The organism is Synechocystis sp. PCC 6714 (genome assembly GCF_000478825.2).
In the GTDB taxonomy this organism is placed as follows: Bacteria; Cyanobacteriota; Cyanobacteriia; order Cyanobacteriales; family Microcystaceae; genus Synechocystis.
Genome location: NZ_CP007542.1, coordinates 2,852,990 through 2,874,505 on the forward strand (window position 1 = coordinate 2,852,990; position 21,516 = coordinate 2,874,505).

Genomic DNA, 21,516 nt, shown 5'->3' on the forward strand with positions numbered 1-21,516 from the left:
GGGCTGATTAGCTCATTGAGTTTAATTGACTGAGTTGGGTAAAAATATCCTTAGCTTCTTGGGTCGAATCTCCCCGATAGCGAGCAATTAACCCCTGGGTGGCAGTCATACTCAAACCCCACTGCGGTGATCGCCCGGAGGAATGGATTCGGGGCTTGATTAACTCCCGGGCCTGATTAACTAAATTTTGGTCAAAGGAAAGGCTCAAATCCACATAGGTGCCCAGACAGGCAAAACCCCCTAAGGCGTTGGGGGAAGTATGAAGTTGTTCCGAACCAATTAACTGTTGCCTTTCCCCCCAAATTAATTTATCCCCCTGCCAAACTTCCCACCTCGATCGCCAATGGCCCTGGGTAAATTTTTCTCCCCTGGCGGTGCGGCCCAAACGAACAATTTCCCAACCTTTAAACTGAGCCTGTTCCTGGAGCTGAATGCAAAAGTTTTGTTGGTATCGAGCTTGGTCAAAAATAATTGTTTCCTGGGGACACCACAGCACTGAAGCCCCCGTTTCCAACTCTAGGTTAACTCTCTGTTCACTCCATGGCCCGACACTGCGATAAATTTTTCCCGCTGAAGCACTGGTGAAACACACATCACTCTGGGCTTCCAAAATAATTTCATACCCCAGGCGATCGCCCCCCACCATGCCGCCTCCAGTATGGAGCAACATGGTTTGACATTGGCCAGTATTATCCGGGTAAAAAGACCGCTGTACTTTGAGGGGAGCCTGCACCAAGCATTCAACCATGCGGGTACGGTGCCCCGGACGGTCATAACGGAGTCGGAGATCTGCCTGCCAGGGGGCGGAAGCGTTAACAGTGGAAGCACTCAGCAAAGAATTTGCACTCAATCAATTGAGCAAAGGAAAATAACTTAGTCCTGCCCAGGGGAGCTTAGCTAGCTTGGGGCAACAGGTTCAAGAAAGCATCAAAATCCGCCAAGGCTTCCTGGTACTGGATTTTAGCCTGGGAACTATTCCGGTCTTTGGCCGCCACATCCAACCGTTCTAGGTGACCAAACACTTCTTTGGCCAAGGTTTTGGCCTTGTCCTGATCCTTCGGTAACAAAGAACTAGACAGTCCCAACATATCCCGGCGCAGTTGTCCCAAAGGCCCGTGGATATAGGTTTGGGTATCGACCCAATTTTGATCGGCAATTAGGCCCTGCAACCTTTTTTCCATGCCGTCCCGAGCCACGGCGATGGGATTGACGTAAACCTGTAACTGGGCAATTTTTTCTGGGCTATAGGTAGTAGGGATTTCCACCTGGGGGCTACTGCAACTAACGAGGACCGTAGTTACTAAAACCAGAACAAGGGAAAGTAACGAACGTAAACGAGACATAAGCTTGGGTTACGGTGTTATTGACATTGACGAAAATTGAAAAATTTAACAAGGAAAGGTTATCCCTGCAATTTTTTTCAATCATACGTGCTTTTCTGATCGAAAACGACTATCAGGTGGTCCGAACTCCCTAGGGGGCAATCACCCCATAAACAGGCTTATAGTCAATCAAAGTAAGATTGAGACGACTAAAGTCTTTACCAAAGACGCTTTTAGCCCTGGTCAGTGCCTTACTTTCAATTAAATCAACTATAAGTATAAATAACTAATTGCCCATCCTATCGTTTAATGTTGTCCGGAGCATGGGACAGCAAGTTCTCCCTAGGAATGGTAGTTCATTGTTCATCAGCCAAGCTTTAAAAATATTCACAAAAAATTCCTTGGTATTAGCACTATTTTCCGGCTAAACAATTGAAAAAAAATGAGCTAGGATGGCTCCAATATGAACATTAAGTAGGTTCACCATGGGTGCTGTTATCTCGGCGATCGCCGCTTTGGCCAGTTGGACAGTATTTATCAGCGTCAAAAATCCCGATAATGCCAAAATCCCCAAACTTTTACGACCCCTGGTATTTTGCTTTGCCCTATTAATGTCAGCATTGTTTTTGCAACAAACCCTGGGGAGAGCAGTGGTGGTGATTCCAGCGGGGGAAGTGGGGGTAATTGAAACCATGGGCACGGTGGATGCCACTCCTCTCACCTCGGGAGTTTATTTCCTCAATCCTCTATCAAAGGTAGTTACCTATTCCACCCGCTTGCAGGATATTAAAGAAACCGTGGATACATCTTCTAAAGAAGGATTAAATTTTAACATTGACGTCAGTTTACAGTATCGTCTCAATCCAGAAAAAGCCGGGGAAGTTTTTTCCAGCCTTGGCAATGAGGAACAGCAAAGGGAAATTATTATCTCCCGCTTCCGTTCCCTAATTCGGGAAAATACGGCTAAATATGATCTAAGCTCCATCTACGGTGGCAAAAGAGCAGAAATTTCCCTGGTTTTGGTTCAGTCCATGCAGGAACAATTGGAACCGCTGGGATTCGTGGTGGAAGAAGCCCTGATGAGAAATGTGATTTTGCCGGAAAATATTCAAAAGGCGATCCAGGCTAAGGTAGAAGTAGAGCAAAGTAATCAGAAAAAAGAATTGGAACTAATTAGTGCCAAAAGAGATGCGGAAAGAAAAATCATTGAAGCCCAGGGGGTAGCCGACTCCCAAAGAATTGTGTCCCAAAGCTTGACGGATCAAATTATTAAATTAAAAGCTATTGAAGCTACCCAAAAACTGGCGGAATCACCCAACACAAAGGTTCTAATTATGGGGTCGGGGGAAGGAAATTTACCCATTATTATGTCCGATCCCTGAATATGGAGCTAGCAGCTTAAGAGTTGGAAGAAATTCAGAAATTTTGGTCGCCATTCTCCTTGGGCATACCCTTGGTTCAAACCTGCGCTGAATGGTTGACCTGATCGCCCTGGGGCAAAAAATTTCCCCTTCACTGTCCATCCTTAATTGACCCATGCCCCTAGACTTAAATACTCTGGTATTAAACCGGCTATGGTGTGTAAATTTCTTGGGCAGCTTGCCCGATAACCCCTGTTCTGGGGCGATCCCAGTCATTTGACTTCTGGGCGAATGTCGCTAAGCTAAACTAGGATTAATTCCGGGAAAAAATGTTCCTGGAAAGTGGCCAATTTTTGTCATCTGAAGTTTGCAAGGTTACACATTCCATTTTCTGGCGTGAGGAAATTCTTACACCGTGTCATCCACCAGCACCCTGAAACAGTCTTCCACCAAGACCCAAGCTCAAGCCCAGCCCAACTTTTTCCAGCGGGTATTACGCACCACTGGCGGCACCTTTTTGGGGATAGGGCTACTTTCTAGCGCAGTGGTGGCCGGGGGAGTAGCGGGCCTGGCCTTCAGTTTCCGCAATCTTCCCGATGTAAGGGGTTTAACTTCCTACGTTCCAGCCCAAACCAGCTATATTTACGATGCCAAAGGGCGGGAACTCCTCAGTCTCCACGGCGAAGAACACCGCAAAATAGTGCCCCTAGCGGAAATTTCCCCCCATCTTAAACGGGCTGTGCTGGCGATCGAAGATAGCAATTTTTATAAACATCAGGGCATCAATCCCAACAGCATTGGCCGGGCCCTGCTGGTAAATTTCAAGAGTGGTGGAGTTAGTGAAGGTGCCTCAACTCTAAGCATGCAGTTGGTGAAAAATATTTACCTCAGCCAAAAAAGAGTTTTTACCCGCAAGCTGGCCGAGGCCGTTTTAGCAGTCAGAGTGGAGCAGGTTTTCGACAAAGATCAGATTTTGGATATGTACCTCAACTACATTTACTGGGGTCATAACAATTACGGCGTCCAAACCGCCGCTGAGAGCTATTTCAAGAAATCCGCCGCTGATCTCGATTTAGCCGAGTCTGCCATGTTGGCGGGCATGATCCAAGCGCCAGAAGTTTATAGCCCTTTCAACAACTTCGAGGCAGCTAAAGAGCGTCAGGAGGTGGTGCTAGACCGCATGGCTAGTATCGGTTGGATTACCTCCGCCGAAGCGGAAGCAGCCAAGCAGGAACCCCTCCAAGAAAAATTGGGCAAACCCACCGCTTGGCAAAATAGCAAATTGCCCTACATCACCGATGCCATAATTGCGGAACTAGAAACCAGATTTGGCAAAGAAGCCTTGGCTCGGGGGGGTCTGAGGGTACAGAGTACGGTGGATTACGATACCCAAAGGCTGGCGGAGAACACAGTTAAATCTGCCCATAAAAATCTGCGGGGACGTATGGGGAGGGCGAAGGATTTACAGATTGCCTTGGTGGCCGTGGAGCCAGACACCCATTTTATTAAGGCGATGGCCGGGGGAGTGGACTACAACAAAAGTCAACTTAACCGGGTTACCATTTCCCGCCGTCAACCGGGGTCAGCCTTTAAGCCCTTTGTTTACTACAGTGCCTTTGCTAGTGGTAAGTATACCCCCGATTCATCCATTGAAGACCGACCGATTAGCTTGAGGGACGGCTCTGGTTTCTACTCCCCCAAAAACTATGGTGGTGGCTTTTCCGGTTCCATGTCCATTCGTCAGGCGGTGGCCACTTCAGCCAATATCCCCGCAGTTTTGATTGGTAGTCGGGTGGGCCTCAATAAAGTCATTGAAGATGCCAAACAGATGGGTATTAAAACTCCCTTACAATCAGTGCTTTCCCTGCCTCTGGGGTCCGTGGATGTGACCCCATTGGATATGGCGGTAGGTTATGCCACCTTAGCCAGTAACGGTTGGTATTCCGAACCAACCACAATTTTACGGGTTACCAATGTGCGGGGAGATGTGTTGTTGGATAATACCCCCAAGCCCCAACAGGTGTTGGATCCCTGGGCTGCTGCCAGTACGTCTTCGGTCCTGACTTCCGTTGTTCAGGGAGGGACGGGGACGTCGGCGTATCTGGGAAGGCCCACAGCAGGGAAAACTGGCACTACGGATAATGAACGCAATATTTGGTTTGTGGGCTATGTGCCCCAGTTGGCCACAGCTGTTTGGATTGGTGATGATGCTAACCGGCCGTTGGGTAAGGGAGTTTCTGGAGGGGGTTATGCCGCTCCCATTTGGCGGTCTTTTATGAGTCAGGCGGTTAAGGATATGCCGGTGGAAAATTTTCCCTCTCCTTCCCAGTTTCCCCGTCCGAAGCCGGAAAAACCACAAAAATCTTAGTTTTTTCGCTTTTGAAGGATTGAACTCTAGCTAATCCCTAGAGGAAAGGAGAGCCCGTTGGACGGCGGGAGTATGGCAAAATGGTGGGAGCCAATACGCTGGAAATTCATGACTGCCACTGCTGTTAAAACCGATTACGAGGCGATTATTGGGCTGGAAACCCATTGTCAGCTCAACACAGCCAGTAAGATTTTTTGTAATTGCTCCACGGATTTCGACAGCCCCCCCAACACGAATGTTTGCCCAGTCTGTTTGGGCTATCCGGGGGTGTTGCCGGTGCTCAATGAAGAGGTGTTGGCGGCGGCGGTGAAGCTTGGTTTGGCCATTAATGGCCAGATTGCCCCCTACAGCAAATTTGACCGGAAACAGTATTTTTATCCGGATTTGCCCAAGAACTACCAAATTTCCCAGTTTGATCTGCCCATTGTGGAACATGGCTCTTTGGAAATTGAGTTGGTGGATAAAAAAACTAAAGAAATTACCCGCAAAATCATTGGCATCACCCGTTTACACATGGAAGAAGATGCAGGCAAATTAGTCCATGCGGGTAGTGATAGGTTGGCAGGGTCCACCCATTCCCTGGTGGATTTTAACCGTACCGGGGTGCCGTTGTTGGAAATTGTTTCCGAGCCGGATTTACGTACGGGGCAGGAAGCGGCGGAGTATGCCCAATCTCTGCGGCAATTGGTGCGTTACTTGGGCATTAGCGATGGGAATATGCAGGAAGGTTCTCTCCGGTGTGATGTCAATATTTCCGTGCGCCCCGTGGGACAAAAGGAGTTTGGCACCAAGGTGGAAATTAAAAATATGAACTCCTTCAGTGCTATCCAAAAGGCGATCGAGTATGAAATTGAACGCCAAATTGAGGCGATCGCCAATGGGGAAGAAATTTATCAAGAAACCCGCCTTTGGGAAGAGGGAAGTCAGCGCACCATCAGCATGCGGAAAAAGGAAGGCTCCAGCGATTACCGTTATTTCCCTGAACCAGATTTACCGCCTTTGGAAGTGTCGGAGGAACAGAAACAGGCCTGGCTACAAAGTTTACCGGAACTGCCCAGTGCTAAACGGAACCGCTACGAACAGGAATTTGGTTTATCCGCCTACGATGCCCGGGTATTGACGGAAGACCGGGAGGTGGCTCTGTATTTTGAAGAAGCTGTGGCCGCTGGGGCTGACCCGAAAGCGGTGACTAACTGGGTGACCCAGGACATCGCCGCCTATCTCAATAACAACCGTTTAACCGTCGGCGAGTTGGCTCTGAAACCAACAGCTCTAGCGGATTTGATTGCCTTGATTACCAAGGGCACCATTAGCGGAAAAATTGCCAAGGATATTCTGCCGGAGTTATTGGAAAAAGGCGGTTCTCCCCAGAAAATTATTGAGGCTCGGGGCTTAATTCAAATTTCTGATCCAGAGGAACTAACCACTATTATCAAGGCTGTTATTGCCGATCACCCCAAGGAGTTGGAAAAATTCCGCAGTGGCAAGGGCAATATGCAAGGCTTTTTTGTTGGTCAGGTGATGAAACGTAGCGGCGGCAAAGCTGATCCCAAATTAACCAACCAATTAATTGGCAAATTGTTGGCTGAGGCTTAGAAACTGTGGCGGTCAAATGTCGGGAATTGTTCTTCGCCACTGTGCTATTTCTGGGATTTGTTTTGCCTGGGTTTGCCAACGGGAAAATTAACCCAGCCGATTGCAGTTTCAACGGCAACCTTCTGTACGGAAAGATTCAGTTGGTGAATTCCTTTCCTGACGTTAAGGTTGAGGTGGTGACGGCTTTCCCAGATTTAAAGGTACAGTTAGTCAATGCTTTTCCTGACAAGTGTGGCCAGTGGCAAGTTGTAACTTCCTTTCCAGATACCAAAGTACAAATAGTAGAATCCTTCGGCGATGTCAAAATCAATTTTGTCGAAGCATTTCCTGGTCTTGATTAGGAGAACTATCCTTATTTTGGGTTTTACCAACTAATCTGGCGGGTACTTCATCCCCTGCTCAAACTCCGCCCCCACTTCTTCGATTCCCCCATGGCCAAAGGCTTGAAAAAGCTTCGTCAAAAACGTTTGGGATTCTGATTTTTCATCCCCTTTAATATAGTCCTGACAATATTGGACAAAATTTTGCAGGGTTGCCGGGGTTGCTGACATTGTCACGCCCAAGAAGAAAGAATTATCCCTTATTTTATCTACCAACCCTAGGGTTTACAGTTTTTAATTCAGATTAACTTCCTCCCAGTCCGGACAGGATTCTGTCTCCCAACCATAGGGGTGCATAGCGCACACTAACAGTTGTCCGTTGTACACGTAGCCGTGATAGTGCTGACAACCTCGGCAGGCCGGTTGATGGTTTTCATTGGCGGGTAAGTGGGGATTTAAGCCCAATTCTCCATCCAGGGGAGACCAGGGCACCATGAATGAGCGATTCCAATCCTGGTTCCCATCGTTTTGACCAGACCCCTCCCCAGGGCTGTGGCGATCGCCAAATGGATCTAAATCGTTTAAGTCTCCATCAAAATCGGAGAACTCATCCCAAAAGACAGTCCATTCCTGCCAAAGCCACTCCAGATCGGCTACCCATTCAGCTTCGATGGTTTCGGCCACCTCTTCCAGGGCCTGTTCCACGTCTTCCACCCAACTTTCCATGGCTGTAGCAAATGTTTCCACCGCTAACCAGAGATTTTTCTCCCAATCGTCCATTGCTACTCCCTTAGGATTGACGGTTCAAACGCTCTAATTCTGCCTGTAGGGCCGCCACCTGTCGCCTTAGGGCCTCCACATCTTCTGATTGCGATTGGGTCGGATCTTTTTGGGCGAGGGGATCCACCTTGGACTCATCTTCGTCCGTAATGATTTCGATTCGCCGGGGTTGTTTATTATCGCCTTCCCCATTGGCGATCTCTTCCCCCTGGGCTTCCCGAATCAACTCATCCACATAACGACGGGCTTCCTCGGCATTCATTTCCCCCCTTTCTACTAGGGTATCCACCAATTTTTGGGCGTGATTCCCCAATTCCTTAATATTGCTATTGGCTGTCTCGGCAGCATAGGAAGCAATGCCCACCCCCAAATAGACCGCTTTTTGTACTAAGTCCCGCAACATAATTATCCTTCCCGAAAACATTGCTTTTATTGTAGGACGAGGCTCGAAATTTTGACCCGGGGAAATTACCCTACCCAACGCCTAGCCCGGGTAAAATTAAAGTCCCCCCAAAATTAGGAGGTCTTGGCACCATTTACACTCCTCCCCTCGCCCGTTTGATTGAACAATTACAGCGCCTCCCCAGTGTGGGGCCAAAAACCGCCCAACGCCTTGCGCTCCATCTCCTCAAGCGACCGGATGCGGAGGTGGAGAATTTGGCCCAGGCTCTCCTAGATGCAAAAAAACGGGTGGGTCAATGCCAAATCTGCTTTCATTTATCTGCCGAGCCAGTTTGCGACATTTGCCGTCATCCCCAACGGGACAATAGTGTTATTTGTGTGGTCAGTGACCCCAGGGACGTGATTGCCCTGGAAAAAACCAGGGAATTTCGGGGCAAATACCACGTGTTGGGTGGTGTCATCTCCCCCATGGACGGCATTGGGCCGGAGCAGTTAACCATTCAGCCTCTGTTACACCGAGTCAGTCAACCGGAAATTGCTGAAGTTATTTTGGCCATTAGCCCCAGTGTGGAAGGGGAAACCACCACCTTATATCTAGGTAAACTATTGCAACCCTTCACCAAGGTTACCCGCATTGCCTTTGGCCTACCCATGGGCGGAGATTTAGAATATGCCGACGAAGTTACCCTGGCTAGGGCCTTGGAAGGACGACGGGAGCTATAAAAATAGTACAGATGAAGATCGTAAAGTTTGACTAGACGGCGATCGCCAAAAAAAGCGCTGTGGGAACAACGCTTGGGAAAGTATAGACACTAAGCCGGGCAGTTAATAGCCCTAGTAAAACAACTTTGTTCTGTAAACTTTATTACCGGATATTACCAGAGACCACGGATGGGCATGGGGGCGGGGGCAGGAGCCACAGGAGCGGGGGCAGAACGGGTCACAGGGGGTAAAGATACAGGCTCGGAGGACTGGAAGTTAATTTCAGAAATGGTCACTTCTTGAACTTCCTTGAGATCTAAACGGGTCAACCAGGTGGGGTGGGCTGCAGAGTAGAAGTCCGTGCGAATGTAATTACCATTATCATCAAACACGGGGGAGAGCAATACATCATCCCCAGGCTCAGCGGCACCGGCACCATCCCAGTGGTAAATGCGGCTGTTGTCACTTACTTCAATGTAACCGGGGAAGTCACCGTAGGGTAACAATTCAACTTGGATGATACTGCCTACCTTGCCCCGTACCCGACCGATCGCCAGGCCATCAAAGCTCATTTGTTCATTAATGGGAGCATACATATCGTGGCCAGGAAGTTGGCTCAATAAGATGTTACCCTTGGTTTGGAAAGGCTCAGCCTGGGCGGGGGCCGCAAAACCCAAGGCCGCAGCGGCAAGCAAAACTCCAGAGAGGGCTTTTACAGATTTGTTTAACACGATAACCTCGCTTGTGAATCACGAAAATCAATTTTTAGTTAGGGCCAAAGTCGAGACCCCGACGCTAAAAGTATAATATAGTTCCTCGGGGACGGGAAAGGTTTACCACCATCCCTTAAAACTTTTTTACCTAATTCTGACGCCTAGAACTTACTCACCCCAGCCCAGGAGAGGGTGCCCCAGGGCCGGAGACTGTTGTAAAGATTAAAGTGTTTCCGCCAAGCTGTAGGGCCTAGTGAGTTGCTGGAGTTGCCGCACCAATAAACTAAGGAATAATCCCACGTCGGTGACCACTCCCACAGACTCCACTGAACCGCGATCACTCAACTTAGTCACCACAGCGGGGTTAATGTCGACACAGACCATTTTCACCCCGGAAGGAGTCATATTACCGACTCCGATGGAGTGCAACATGCTCGACAACATTAGAATCATATCTGCCCCTTGGATCAGTTCACCGTAGCGCGCCTGGGCTTGCACTAAGTTCATTTCCGTATCAGGTAAGGGACCATCATCCCGAATAGAGCCAGCGAGACAGTAGGGAATGTGGTTCTTAACGCATTCATACATAACTCCTTTGCTGATAAATCCCGCCTCCACCGCCTGACTAATTCCACCGTAGCGCCTCACACTGTTAATGACTTTTAGATGGTGACGGTGGCCTCCCCGCACGGGAATGCCCCGTTGCATATCCACCCCCAAGGACGTACCCATGGCAGCTTGCTCAATGTCATGGACGGCGATGGCATTGCCCCCCAATAGGGCGTGGACGTAGCCTTCCCGTACCAGATGGGCAAGATGTTGGGCTCCACCGGTATGGATCACCACCGGCCCGGCGGTAACGACAATTTTGCCCCCTTGATCCCGGATTTGGCGCATTTCCCAGGCAATCTGTTCCACCAGAAGCTCCACTCGCCGTTCACTGGAAACCCCCGCCGCCATGAAGGCGAATTCCTTATTTTCTTTGCGGGAACCACCGTCATGGGATTCGACTTTTTTGATGGTACGGATACCTTCTACCCCCACCATAACCCGATCGCCGACTTGGAGGTCCCGTAACAGCACACAGCGGGCTGAGGGAGGATCATTAGTGACCACAATAGCCGCATCCATCCGCTGGCCTTCCACTTTGACCCATTCACAATTAACCCGGACTTCGGTGGGATAAATGGTGCTGACGTAGAAATCATCGGGGGCTACCCCTACCTGGGTTACCGTTTCCGTATTAATATCGCAGAGTTCCTGGGGAGGGGGCACGGCACCAAGATCAATCAATTCTGTCATGATCTCTTCCATGATTTGGTGGGAAGGGGCAGAAACTCGAACCTCAGCACTGGAGGTACTGTTGCGCTCCACTCCCAAATTAAAGTTCAACACCCGGAAACTACCGCTGTTTTCCACCACCAGGTCCAGAGCTTGGTTGAGAATGCCCGCATCTAGCAGGTGGCCTTCCATGCGAATCACCCGACTTTCGATGGAAACATTGGCATGAACGTCTTCCAGAATCGGTTCTGTTACCCGTAGGGTTAAACACTTGGCCGCTCCCCCCGCTTTCAAAAATTCCGTCAGGGGAGTTTCCCGCACCGTAAAGCCGACTTCCGCCAACTTATCCTTGAGAGTCCGGCTCACCAAATTCATGATGATGATGTCATTGACATTGACAGCGTTACAGGCAAAATTGATTGCATCCAGTTCCTCAACAACAATACGTTTTTCCGGGGGAATACGCATTTCGATCACCCGATTGGAATAGGCATCAAAGGCAGGGGGGTAATAGAGCAAATAGCCGCCGCTCAGGGGGCAAAAACAGGTATCAAGGTGGTAAAAACGCTCGTCAATCAGCCGTAGGGAAACCACTTCTGTGTCTAACCATTGGGCGATGTAGGGATGGGAATCCAGTTCGGAGCGGAAGCCATAGCCTGCCCATAACCAACGGCCTTCCCGGTCAAACAGGGCATCTCCAGCCCCTTCAAAGGGTAAGTCCTGGGGAAGTTCATAAACGGTGAAACCATTTTCTTCAAACCAAGCTTTGAAATAGGGTTCTTCCCCCTGGCGCTCCTTGTGATAAAAACGGCTGAGTACTACATTTTTCCCCAATACTAAGCCTGCATTGGCGGTGAAAACCATATCAGGCCAACCCTTAGCTGGCTTTACTAGATCGACGATGGCGCAATCTTTGATGGTCTGGTGTAGTTTTTGCCATTGCTCTACGGCCCGCTCCTGGGAGGATTTGTGGATATTGCCCTCCATCCAAGGATTAATTACGTAGTCCACGTCATAGTGGTCGGGGGGGCACATCAAAATGCGAATATCGTCAGCCATGGTTGGAGTTAGTTGGGGTAAAAAAGTTGGTTTGCAAGTATATCTAGAGAAAAATCCCGGCTGGATTCAGTTAACCAGCGTGCCAGGAGGCGGATAAAGTCCAACCTTCCATTCTACACGGTATTTTCGGTTGAAACTTTACCGGGGGACTCCTACCATGGGGTCAATGTTTCTTGTTGAGATCTCCAATGGCGATCGCCAATCTCCGTCTTCGTCCCTGGCAGGGGGTGATTTTAGTGTTACCCATTGCTGGGGTGATTGCTTTTCTGCTAGTGGCAGCTAGTTGGCAGATTAATGCCTGGGGGGTGAATTGGATTTGGGCGGTGGTGGTACTAGTTTTCCTGGGCTGGCGCTGGCTGTTGGTCCGGTGGACGACTCCCTCCGTTGATTTTGCTAAAACAACTTCTCTGCCATCTATTTCCCCAGGGGCAGGAACGGAGGACGGCAAGATTGAGAAAATAGAAGAGGCATTGAACAAGATTTTGCAGGCTTCCCGTCAGGATGTACCGGCATGGGAAAACTGGTCTTTGTTCTGGCAAAGATGTCAGGAGGTGGTGACGCTGGTGGCCCAAACCTATTATCCGGAGGTGAAATATCCCCTTTTAAATATCTATGTCACCGATGCCTACGGTTTGATCCGGGGCACCGTGGACGACATGGACCGCTGGATTGCAAACCTTTCCCCTACCCTCAACCAGGTTTCCCTGGCCCAGGTCTATCAATCCTATGAGGTTTACCAAAAGTTAGAACCATCCTTGAAAAAAATTTGGCAGGTGTGGTACTGGGGCCAATGGCTACTGAATCCGGTGGCAGCGGCGGCTCGGCTAGCCAGTCAACAAAGCAGTCAGCAGGCTACCCAACAATTGTTAGTCAATCTTAGTCAACAACTGCGGGAAGCGACTTTACGTAACCTCTGCCGTCAGGCGATCGCCTTGTACAATCCGCTCAGTGGCAATTTGCCGGACAATTTTGCCAAGGAAGAAACCCCCGTTGCGGGGCTAGTGAAGGCCAAAAGCCAAACTTTGCAGAATATTTTGGCCCAGGGCCAGTCTCCCCAAGAGGTGGAGCAACAGCCGGTCAATATCTTATTGGTGGGACGCACCGGAGCGGGGAAAAGCAGTCTAATTAATGCCCTGTTTCAAACTGATTTAGCGGTGACGGATCTGCTACCCAGTACTACTGAAATCAAAAAATATCAATGGCAAAGCAAAGATGGGCAAACTCTTCTGCTGTGGGACAGTCCCGGCTATGAGCAGGGGCAACGGTGGGATCTGCGGCGATCGGTCTTGAATTATGCTCAGCAGTCCGATGTGATTTTATTGCTCAATCCTGCTTTAGATCCCGCTCTCCAGATGGATGCGGATTTTGTCCAGGATTTACAAACTTCTGCAGGCGATCGCCCTTTAATTCTATTGGTAACCCAGGTGGACCGATTACGTCCCGTGCGGCAATGGCAACCTCCCTACAACTGGCGATCGGGGGAACAACCGAAGGAACAATCCATCCGGGAGGCTGTGCAGTATCGGGTCGAACAGTTGGGACAATATTGTCAACAAATTCTGCCCGTTGTCAGTGGTGATGAAACGGTGGGGCGATCGCCTTGGGGCCTGGAAGAACTTTCCCTGGCCCTATTGGCCGTGGTTAGTCCGGCCCAACAGCAACGTCTAGCCCGTTTTTTGAGCAATCTTGAAGCTCGCTCCCTGGCGGCGGCCCGGATTATTGACCGTTATGCTCTGCAGATGACCACAACCCAAGGCATAACGGCCCTGCTCAAAAGTCCGGTGTTGCAATTTGTTTCCAGTCTCACCACCGGCTCCCCCGCTCTGGCCTATCTGTTGGCGGAACAAATTCCCATTGAGCAATTGCCGTTGGTATTGGGCAAACTTCAATTGGCCTATGACCTATTTAATTTATTGGCAGCGGACAAGGACGACACCAACTTTGACCTATTAACCCTCTGGCCCCTGTTGCTGGATAATCCCGTTGCTCCCGATCGCAATGCCTGGGCCTTTGGCCATGCTTTGTTGGAATATTGGACCCAAAATCTGACCGTGGAGCAGTTGGGCATACGGTTCCGCCACTACGTGGATAACAGCTAGAGAGGCCAGCGCCAATCGACTATTTCCGGCAGATCAATGCCATGTTCATAGGCATAGTTAGTACAGTCAATCTGCATATCCTTGAGCCTTTCTTTGACATGGGCCCCGGCCACCTGTAATTGGGGCAGGCGATCGATCACATCAATAGCTAAGCTGAAACGATCAATTTGGTTTTGGATAGCTAGATCCATGGGGGTGTTGATGTTGCCCTTTTCCTTGTAACCCCGCACATGGAGATTGTTGTGGTTAGTACGACGGTAAGTCAAACGGTGAATCAACCAGGGATAGGCGTGGAAATTAAAAATGATCGGTTTATCAGTGGTGAACAGAGAGTCAAAATCCCGATCGCTCAGGCCATGGGGATGTTCCGACTCCGGCTGTAGTTTGAGTAGGTCAATGACACTGACAAAACGAATTTTCAAGTTAGGGAAAAACTGCCGTAGCAGAGCGGTGGCCGCCAGAGCTTCTTTGGTGGGAATATCCCCCGCCGCCGCCATCACCACATCGGGTTCCTTGCCGGCATCGTTACTAGCCCATTCCCAAATGTCAATGCCCTTGGTACAGTTGCGAATGGCTGAGTTCATATCCTGGTATTGCAAATGGGCTTGTTTGTCACAAACGATGATGTTGATGTAATTTTTACTCTGCAAACAGTGGTCCGCCACGGAAAGAAGGGAATTAACATCGGGGGGTAGATAAATCCGCACCACATCGGGGCTTTTGTTGAGAATGACATCTAAAAAGCCTGGATCTTGGTGGGTAAAGCCATTGTGATCCTGCCGCCACACGGTGGAAGTCATCAAAATATTGAGAGAAGAAATATCTGCCCGCCAGTTGAGGTGACGACAAATATCTAACCATTTGGCATGTTGGTTGACCATGGACGTGATCACATGGGCAAAGGATTCATAGGTGGCAAAAAAGCCGTGGCGACCGGTTAAAAGATAAGCTTCTAGCCAACCTTCTAAGGTGTGTTCGCTTAACATTTCCATCACCCGACCATCGGGACTTAATTCTCCCCCGTCCTGGTCTTCGTCTAAATATTCAGCAATCCAGAATTTTTTGCTAACCTCGTAGACAGCATGAAGTTTGTTAGAACTATTTTCGTCCGGGCCAAACAGACGGAAATTGGTCATGTTGTTAGCCATCACATCCCGCAAAAATACCCCTAGCGGAGCAGTGTTGGGAGTTTCGATGGTGCCAGGCTTATCCACATCAATGCCGTATTGACGAAAGTCAGGCATTTTCAAACCCCGCCGCAGTAAGCCACCATTGGCATAGGGGGTAGAGCCTAAACGCTTATCCCCCACCGGGGCGATCGCCTTAAATTCTGGCTTTAAAGTACCCTGGTCATCAAATAATTCTTCTGGTTTATAACTCCGCATCCAGGCTTCCAACTGTTGTAGATGGGCCGGGTTATCGTGCATACCGCCCATGGGCACTTGGTGAGCCCGCCAAAAACCTTCCACTTTATGGCCGTCAACGTAGTCGGGGCCAGTCCAACCCTTAGGGGTACGCATGACAATCATGGGCCAGCGGGGACGGGTAGCAATGCCACTGCTACGGGCCTCAGCTTGAATTTGATGAATTTCGGTTACACAGTGATCCAGGGTGGCCGCCATGGCCTGGTGCATAGACTCAGGATCGGAACCTTCCACAAAATAGGGAGTGTAACCGTAACCCTCAAACAAGGATTTTAATTCTTCATGGCTAATGCGGGATAAAACGCTTGGGTTATTAATCTTGTAGCCGTTGAGATGGAGTACCGGCAGAACGGCCCCGTCCCGGATTGGGTTAATGAATTTATTACTATGCCAGGAAGTAGCCAAAGGCCCTGTTTCTGATTCTCCATCCCCTGCTAAACCCACCACAATTAAATTGGGATTATCGAACGCTGCCCCATAGGCATGGGATAAACAGTAACCCAACTCGCCCCCTTCATGGATGGAACCGGGGGTTTCTGGAGTACAGTGACTGCCAATGCCGCCGGGGAAGGAAAATTGCTTGAAAAAACACTTCATGCCCGCTTCATCTTCACTGCATTCGGCAAAAAAGCGAGAATAGCTCCCTTCCAGGTAACAGGGGCCCAAAAAACCTGGTGCACCGTGGCCAGGCCCTACCATATAGAGCAGATCCTGGTCGAATTTCCTAATGATGCGATTCAGATGGGTGTAGAGAAAGCTAATGCCCGGGCTGGATCCCCAATGCCCCAACAGACGATGTTTAATCTGTTCTGCCTGGAGTGGTTGCCGCAAGAGAGGATTGTCCCGCAGATAAATCATACCCACCGCCAAATAGTTGGCCGCTCGCCAAAAACCGTTGAGTTGGTGTAGTTCCGTGGCATCAAGGGGACTTCCACTGATGGTGGAACGGGCTTGGCCAAAAGCACTGATGGAAAATGGGGATCCAACCATGGAAAAACTCCCGGATTTGTACATTCCCTACCAGGGTAGAACCCACAAGTTATTTTTGCGTTAACCCACAGACAGAAAAACCCCTCCGGTTAGCCTTCTGCAAGACAGTTAGCTATAGTGGGGGGTTTGTCAGTTACTAAAGACTTTAGCCTGGGTTTATAACAAATTAATTTTCAAACAGTCCCATATCTGTCACCGCACCGAGGCTACTGGAGGAAACTAACTTCGCATACTTGGCTAAAATCCCCCGTTGATAGCGGGGTTGGGGAGGAGTCCACCGGGCCCGCCGTTGGGCCAATTCCTCTTCACTGACGTTGATTTGCAGTAACCTTTGTTGGGCATCGATGGTGATTTGATCTCCTTCCTCCACCAAGGCGATCGCCCCTCCCACGTAGGCTTCGGGGGCAACGTGACCGACGACTAAACCGTAGGTGCCACCGGAAAAACGTCCATCGGTGATCAGACCGACGGAATCCCCTAGACCGGCTCCGATAATAGCGGAGGTGGGGGCCAGCATTTCCCGCATACCCGGACCACCCTTGGGGCCTTCGTAGCGTACTACCACCACGTCTCCTGCTTGGATTTTGCCGGCGAGAATAGCATCTAGGCAATCTTCCTCCGACTCAAACACTTTGGCGGGCCCCGTCATTACCGGCTTTTTAACCCCGCTGATTTTAGCCACACCACCCTCAGTGGCTAGATTGCCCTTAAGTACGGCTAAGTGACCTTCTTGGTAAACGGGATTTTCCCAGGAATGAATTACATCCTGGCCGGCGGGAGGCTGGTCGGGAATATCGGCCAATACTTCGGCAATGGTCTGTCCCGTAATAGTGAGGGCGTCACCATGGAGAATGCCATTGACCAGCAACATTTTCATTACCTGGGGAATACCACCAGCAGCGTGGAGGTTAGTGGTGACGTATTTGCCCGACGGTTTGAGGTCACAGAGTACAGGTACTTTATGGCGAATGGTTTCAAAATCATCCAAGCTCAAAGGCACCCCAATGGTGTTGGCGATCGCCAGAAGATGGAGCACTGCATTGGTGGAACCACCCACGGCCATGATTACGGCAATGGCATTTTCAAAAGCTTTGCGGGTAAGAATTTGACTGGGCAGAATTTGTTTTTTGATTGCTTCCACCAGAACTTTGGCAGACTCTTCGGTGCTGTCGGCTTTTTCAGCGTCCACCGCGGCCATGGTGGAAGAGTAGGGCAAGCTCATTCCCATGGCTTCAAAGGCGGAGGACATGGTATTGGCAGTAAACATTCCCCCACAGGAACCGGCCCCAGGGCAAGCATTACGCTCAATGCCGTAGAGGGTTTCTTCATCGATTTTGCCCGCACTGTACTGGCCCACCGCTTCAAAAGCACTGACCACCGTTAAATCTTCGCCTGCATAATGGCCGGGTTTAATCGTGCCACCGTAAACAAAAATGGCTGGAATATTGAGGCGAGCCATGGCAATCATCGCTCCGGGCATATTTTTATCACAGCCCCCGATCGCCAAAACCCCATCCATGCGCTGACCGTTGCACACCGTTTCGATGGAATCAGCAATTACTTCCCGGGAAACAAGGGAATATTTCATCCCCTCTGTGCCCATGGAAATGCCGTCACTGATGGTGATGGTGCCAAACAATTGGGGCATGGCCCCCGCTGTCCTTACGCCCGCCTCGGCCCGTAGAGCCAGATCATTAATGCCCATATTACAGGGAGTAATGGTGCTATACCCGTTAGCGATGCCCACAATGGGTTTAGTGAAGTCGTCATCGCCAAAACCAACGGCCCGGAGCATGGCCCGGTTGGGACTCCGTTGGGTGCCCTGGGTAATTACCCGGCTTCTGGGATTGTTGGACATTGTTTTCTCCTGTCTCGTAGCGAATCTATGCTTTTTTCCATTGTCGATGGTTTATTCCCCTTTGCTCAAGCCTGGTTCTAAAAAGTCAACTTTCGACGACAGATGTTCTTTAAAATCTCACCTGATTCAACGGTCCTATTGGCTAAGTTAAATATACTAAAATTTTTATTAATTTAAATTCTGGAAGTTTTTATTACAGCCATGGCTTTAATCGCAAGACTGATCGGTGTGATCCTCATCGGTACCGGAATCTACTTTCTGGGCAACAACATTATTTTCACCACCAACGTTTATCCGTATTTTTGGCGGGGTATTGCTGCCGATGGCTCAATTTTGGCCCTTATTGCTGGAGTGATGATGTTAGTTTTTTTGCCCGCTAGGGAAAAATCCTGGGGCTGGATACCCATCATTATTGGCATAGTACTGGTATTTCTCAGCAGTCGAGCCATCCTTAATCCCACCAGTCTTTGGCAATTTCTCCTTTCCTTTGCCTCAATGGCCGTTGGTTACAAATTAGTCACCAAGGGTCGCCTATGATGAATGCTCTCTCAATGCTCACCTAGATAGTGCAAGCTTTCGGTGTTATGGATAGTGGCGATTTTCCCTATCGTAGGTTTCCTTGGGTTCCTACGGTGAGGCCAGTACTGGGGGATTTTACGCTTGATTGTTTTTTGTTACCATCCCCCTTGGTATCTATGCCCAAACCCATTACCGAGGGGCGATCGCCAGGTAAACGGTTTACACTCAAACAAAAATCAGCCTGTTTAAGTCCATGGCAGCCGTCTAAACCCGTCCTTCGGAAAAGAAGCTGAAAATCCGCTGGGAAAAACTGCCGGATGATTTTATTTTGCCCGATGACCCTGGGGAAAGTAACCTACAGCCACTATTAGCCGAGGGGGGAGAATATTCCATCAATCCTTACTATCCCTACGGCAAATGGTACTTCTACGAGCAAATTCTGCGGGTGCGTGTGTATGCCATTTTCCATCCTAAAACAGTCTTTTGGGATGTCTATCGGCTCACCGAAGATAAACATCAAAAACAAGAGCTTGGGGCTGATGGCTGCATCTGACTGGAAGAAATGAACCTATTTTTGGGAGTTTGGCAGGGTAAAAAAGCAAAAATAACCACCAGCTAGCTGAGATGGTGCAATCGGGACGACAATCTTCTGCCCTCGGGTCAAGGCAGTTTAGACCTAGAACGGCAACGCTTGGCTGAAGAGCGGGAAAAGACTGACCAGGAGAAACAGCGGGATCTGGGAACTAATCCAGATGATCTTTAGTCGTCCGTAGTTATGGGGTTAGGCTTGTTGCTGAAAACTGCTTCGATCCTATTGCAATCAACGATAAATCACTATACAAAGTTGTAATAACTCGGTTTTATATTTTATAAAGTTTTAAGTTCTTGATACTCCAGCCCCCAAAGATCACTAACCAAATACAAAGGTCGAGCTTTGACCTCTTCATAAACCCGACCCAAATATTCACCAATTACCCCTAGGCTAATTAGCTGGATTCCCCCAAGAAATAGGATAGCTACCATCAAAGATGCATAGCCAGGTACATCGATGCCAAGGGTTAAAGTTTTTAAAATCAAAAAGCTGGCGTAGGCCAGGGAAAGCAAGGAAATAATCGATCCTAGATAAGTCCAAACTTTAAGGGGCAATAAGCTGAAGGAAAAAATACCGTCCAAAGCAAAATTCCAAAGCTTCCAATAATTCCATTTAGTTTGGCCTTGGAAGCGGGGTTCCCGGTCAAATAAAACAAAGGTTTGGCGATAACCGACCCAGGCAAATAAGCCTTTCATAAAGCGAGTTCTTTCCGGGAGCTGCTTAATGGCATTCACCACTCGACGGTCCATTAAGCGAAAATCACCCGTATTGGGGGGAATTTTAATTTCCGTCATGCGCCCAATTACCTTGTAAAACATTTTGGCGGTAAATTGTTTGACCCAAGTTTCCCCCTGCCGTGAACGTCGAGTAGCATAGACAATATCATAGCCTTCCCGCCATTTGTCGACCAATTCATGGATTAATTCCGGCGGATCTTGGAGATCGGCGTCGATGGGGATAACAGCATTGCCTTGGGCGTAATCAATGCCAGCGGAAAGGGCGATTTCCTTACCAAAATTGCGGGAAAGATTAACAATTTTAATTTGGGGATTTTGACTGTGGCAATTAATTAATTGTTGGAGGGTTTTGTCCTTACTACCATCGTTAACGCAAATGACTTCATAGGTGATTCTGAGCGGATTAAGCACCTCCAGTAAACGGGCAAATAAATGTTCGAGGTTATCTTCCTCGTTGTACATGGGAATGACAATGGACAATTCAATGGTCATGGGGACAGGTTATTTTTCCGTTAATTGCTTAATTGGTTAAACTCAATTAATTGTTTTTGACAATATCCATCGGAGTCGGCCAGGAAAATTTCCCTTCTTTAGCCCAATTTGCCGTTTCTAGTTACGTTTATCCTTTATTGAACCCATCCCGCAAACTACCATATGCAAGCTCACTTTTTTCAACATGTTCCCTTTGAAACCCTCAGTGCCATTGAACCCTGGCTAGGGGCAAAGGGTTATGCCATTGGTCGCACGGCCTTCTATAAGCAATCTTTCACCCTTCCTTCCCTGGCTGCCATTGACCTGCTCATTATCCTTGGCGGTTCCATGAGCGTCAACGATGAAGCCCAATTCCCCTGGTTAGTACAAGAAAAGGATTTTATCCGTCAGGCGATCGCGGCAGGAAAACCGATACTAGGTATTTGTCTTGGGGCTCAATTGATAGCCAGTGCCCTGGGAGCAAAAGTTTATCCCAACGCTGTCAAGGAAATTGGTTGGTTTCCCATCATCGGTCGGCAACGTAATCCGGAGCTAGATTTATTCCAGTTCCCCCCCAGTACTGAAGTGTTCCACTGGCACGGCGAAACCTTTGATTTACCCCCAGGGGCCGAGTTGATTGCCTCTAGTCAAGCTTGTCAGCATCAGGCTTTCCAGATCGGGCGATCGGTCATTGGTTTGCAATGCCATTTGGAAACCACCCCCACCGCAGCCCAGACCATAGTGGATAATTGTGCCGAAGAATTAATCCCTGGCCCTTTTGTGCAGGATGCGGCCACCATTTTGACGGACAACCCCGCCAGATTTACTGCCATGAATGGGATTTTAATCCAATTACTGGAATATTTACACCGTCAGGTTGGCCTAGAAAGCAAAGTCTAATCCCTTGGCCCTCCAACCCCTA

20 protein-coding genes are annotated in these 21,516 nt (G+C 49.1%); 9 read left to right on the plus strand and 11 right to left on the minus strand.

Going from position 1 to position 21,516, the window contains the following annotated elements; translation table 11 throughout:
• Positions 1 to 7 precede the first annotated feature (7 nt).
• Both D082_RS13045 and psbQ read right to left on the minus strand, forming a co-directional pair.
• Complete coding sequence (locus D082_RS13045; protein ID WP_028947223.1) at positions 8 to 835, minus strand: urease accessory protein UreD; 828 nt, start codon at positions 833 to 835, stop codon at positions 8 to 10.
• A gap of 58 nt (positions 836 to 893) precedes the next feature.
• Entirely contained in the window at positions 894 to 1,343 is a 450-nt protein-coding gene (psbQ, locus tag D082_RS13050) for a photosystem II protein PsbQ (protein WP_028947222.1), read from the minus strand.
• A 464-nt stretch (positions 1,344 to 1,807) separates the two neighbouring features.
• Between psbQ and D082_RS13055 the strand changes: the two genes are divergently transcribed.
• The 4 genes from D082_RS13055 to D082_RS13070 all read left to right on the plus strand — a co-directional run bounded on the left by D082_RS13055 (position 1,808) and on the right by D082_RS13070 (position 6,988).
• Positions 1,808 to 2,704 carry a prohibitin family protein gene (locus tag D082_RS13055; RefSeq protein WP_028947221.1) on the plus strand — a complete coding sequence of 299 codons (897 nt, stop codon included), beginning with the start codon at positions 1,808 to 1,810 and terminating at the stop codon, positions 2,702 to 2,704.
• Positions 2,705 to 3,098: 394 nt separating this feature from the next.
• On the plus strand, positions 3,099 to 5,051 hold the full coding sequence (locus D082_RS13060; RefSeq protein ID WP_028947220.1) for a transglycosylase domain-containing protein: 1,953 nt from the start codon (positions 3,099 to 3,101) through the stop codon (positions 5,049 to 5,051).
• Positions 5,052 to 5,159: 108 nt separating this feature from the next.
• A complete protein-coding gene (gene gatB / locus D082_RS13065; RefSeq protein WP_028947219.1) occupies positions 5,160 to 6,647 on the plus strand; it encodes an Asp-tRNA(Asn)/Glu-tRNA(Gln) amidotransferase subunit GatB in 1,488 nt (495 codons plus the stop codon).
• 26 nt (positions 6,648 to 6,673) lie between these two features.
• Entirely contained in the window at positions 6,674 to 6,988 is a 315-nt protein-coding gene (locus D082_RS13070) for a hypothetical protein (protein WP_028947218.1), read from the plus strand.
• A 30-nt stretch (positions 6,989 to 7,018) separates the two neighbouring features.
• Here D082_RS13070 and D082_RS13075 read toward each other — a convergent pair whose 3' ends face one another.
• The 3 genes from D082_RS13075 to D082_RS13085 all read right to left on the minus strand — a co-directional run bounded on the left by D082_RS13075 (position 7,019) and on the right by D082_RS13085 (position 8,150).
• The gene (locus D082_RS13075) at positions 7,019 to 7,198 is read right to left on the minus strand and encodes a hypothetical protein (RefSeq protein ID WP_028947217.1); all 180 of its coding nucleotides are present in this window, start codon (positions 7,196 to 7,198) and stop codon (positions 7,019 to 7,021) included.
• A gap of 63 nt (positions 7,199 to 7,261) precedes the next feature.
• Complete coding sequence (locus D082_RS13080; RefSeq protein ID WP_028947216.1) at positions 7,262 to 7,747, minus strand: hypothetical protein; 486 nt, start codon at positions 7,745 to 7,747, stop codon at positions 7,262 to 7,264.
• A gap of 10 nt (positions 7,748 to 7,757) precedes the next feature.
• The gene (locus tag D082_RS13085) at positions 7,758 to 8,150 is read right to left on the minus strand and encodes a phasin family protein (protein WP_238546729.1); all 393 of its coding nucleotides are present in this window, start codon (positions 8,148 to 8,150) and stop codon (positions 7,758 to 7,760) included.
• A 95-nt stretch (positions 8,151 to 8,245) separates the two neighbouring features.
• On the opposite strand from D082_RS13085, the gene recR reads away from it, so the two are divergent.
• The gene (gene recR, locus D082_RS13090) at positions 8,246 to 8,872 is read left to right on the plus strand and encodes a recombination mediator RecR (protein ID WP_071880810.1); all 627 of its coding nucleotides are present in this window, start codon (positions 8,246 to 8,248) and stop codon (positions 8,870 to 8,872) included.
• 152 nt (positions 8,873 to 9,024) lie between these two features.
• Here recR and D082_RS13095 read toward each other — a convergent pair whose 3' ends face one another.
• The gene (locus D082_RS13095; protein WP_028947213.1) at positions 9,025 to 9,582 is read right to left on the minus strand and encodes a hypothetical protein; all 558 of its coding nucleotides are present in this window, start codon (positions 9,580 to 9,582) and stop codon (positions 9,025 to 9,027) included.
• A 204-nt stretch (positions 9,583 to 9,786) separates the two neighbouring features.
• Complete coding sequence (locus tag D082_RS13100; RefSeq protein WP_028947212.1) at positions 9,787 to 11,904, minus strand: TIGR00300 family protein; 2,118 nt, start codon at positions 11,902 to 11,904, stop codon at positions 9,787 to 9,789.
• A 188-nt stretch (positions 11,905 to 12,092) separates the two neighbouring features.
• Between D082_RS13100 and D082_RS13105 the strand changes: the two genes are divergently transcribed.
• Positions 12,093 to 14,003 carry a GTPase family protein gene (locus D082_RS13105; protein ID WP_028947211.1) on the plus strand — a complete coding sequence of 637 codons (1,911 nt, stop codon included), beginning with the start codon at positions 12,093 to 12,095 and terminating at the stop codon, positions 14,001 to 14,003.
• Here D082_RS13105 and D082_RS13110 read toward each other — a convergent pair.
• The gene (locus tag D082_RS13110) at positions 14,000 to 16,417 is read right to left on the minus strand and encodes a phosphoketolase (protein ID WP_028947210.1); all 2,418 of its coding nucleotides are present in this window, start codon (positions 16,415 to 16,417) and stop codon (positions 14,000 to 14,002) included. The genes D082_RS13105 and D082_RS13110 overlap by 4 nt on opposite strands.
• A 166-nt stretch (positions 16,418 to 16,583) precedes the next feature.
• A complete protein-coding gene (ilvD, locus tag D082_RS13115) occupies positions 16,584 to 18,275 on the minus strand; it encodes a dihydroxy-acid dehydratase (protein ID WP_028947209.1) in 1,692 nt (563 codons plus the stop codon).
• 201 nt (positions 18,276 to 18,476) lie between these two features.
• Between ilvD and D082_RS13120 the strand changes: the two genes are divergently transcribed.
• Positions 18,477 to 18,812 (plus strand): hypothetical protein, encoded by a 336-nt coding sequence (locus D082_RS13120; RefSeq protein WP_028947208.1) that lies wholly within the window; start codon positions 18,477 to 18,479, stop codon positions 18,810 to 18,812.
• Between the two features lie 67 nt (positions 18,813 to 18,879).
• Here the strand turns inward: D082_RS13120 and D082_RS18615 are convergent, their stop codons facing one another.
• Positions 18,880 to 19,023, minus strand: a complete 144-nt coding sequence (locus D082_RS18615; protein ID WP_158506516.1) for a hypothetical protein — start codon at positions 19,021 to 19,023, stop codon at positions 18,880 to 18,882.
• Positions 19,024 to 19,122: 99 nt separating this feature from the next.
• On the opposite strand from D082_RS18615, the gene D082_RS19115 reads away from it, so the two are divergent.
• On the plus strand, positions 19,123 to 19,347 hold the full coding sequence (locus D082_RS19115) for a hypothetical protein (RefSeq protein ID WP_028947207.1): 225 nt from the start codon (positions 19,123 to 19,125) through the stop codon (positions 19,345 to 19,347).
• 314 nt (positions 19,348 to 19,661) lie between these two features.
• On the opposite strand, the gene gtrB is transcribed toward D082_RS19115, so the two are convergent.
• Positions 19,662 to 20,615: a glycosyltransferase GtrB gene (gene gtrB / locus D082_RS13130; RefSeq protein ID WP_028947206.1), complete on the minus strand. Its 954-nt coding sequence runs from the start codon at positions 20,613 to 20,615 to the stop codon at positions 19,662 to 19,664.
• Positions 20,616 to 20,777: 162 nt separating this feature from the next.
• On the opposite strand from gtrB, the gene D082_RS13135 reads away from it, so the two are divergent.
• Positions 20,778 to 21,494, plus strand: coding sequence for a gamma-glutamyl-gamma-aminobutyrate hydrolase family protein (locus tag D082_RS13135; RefSeq protein ID WP_028947205.1), 717 nt, complete (start codon positions 20,778 to 20,780; stop codon positions 21,492 to 21,494).
• Positions 21,495 to 21,516: the final 22 nt, after the last annotated feature.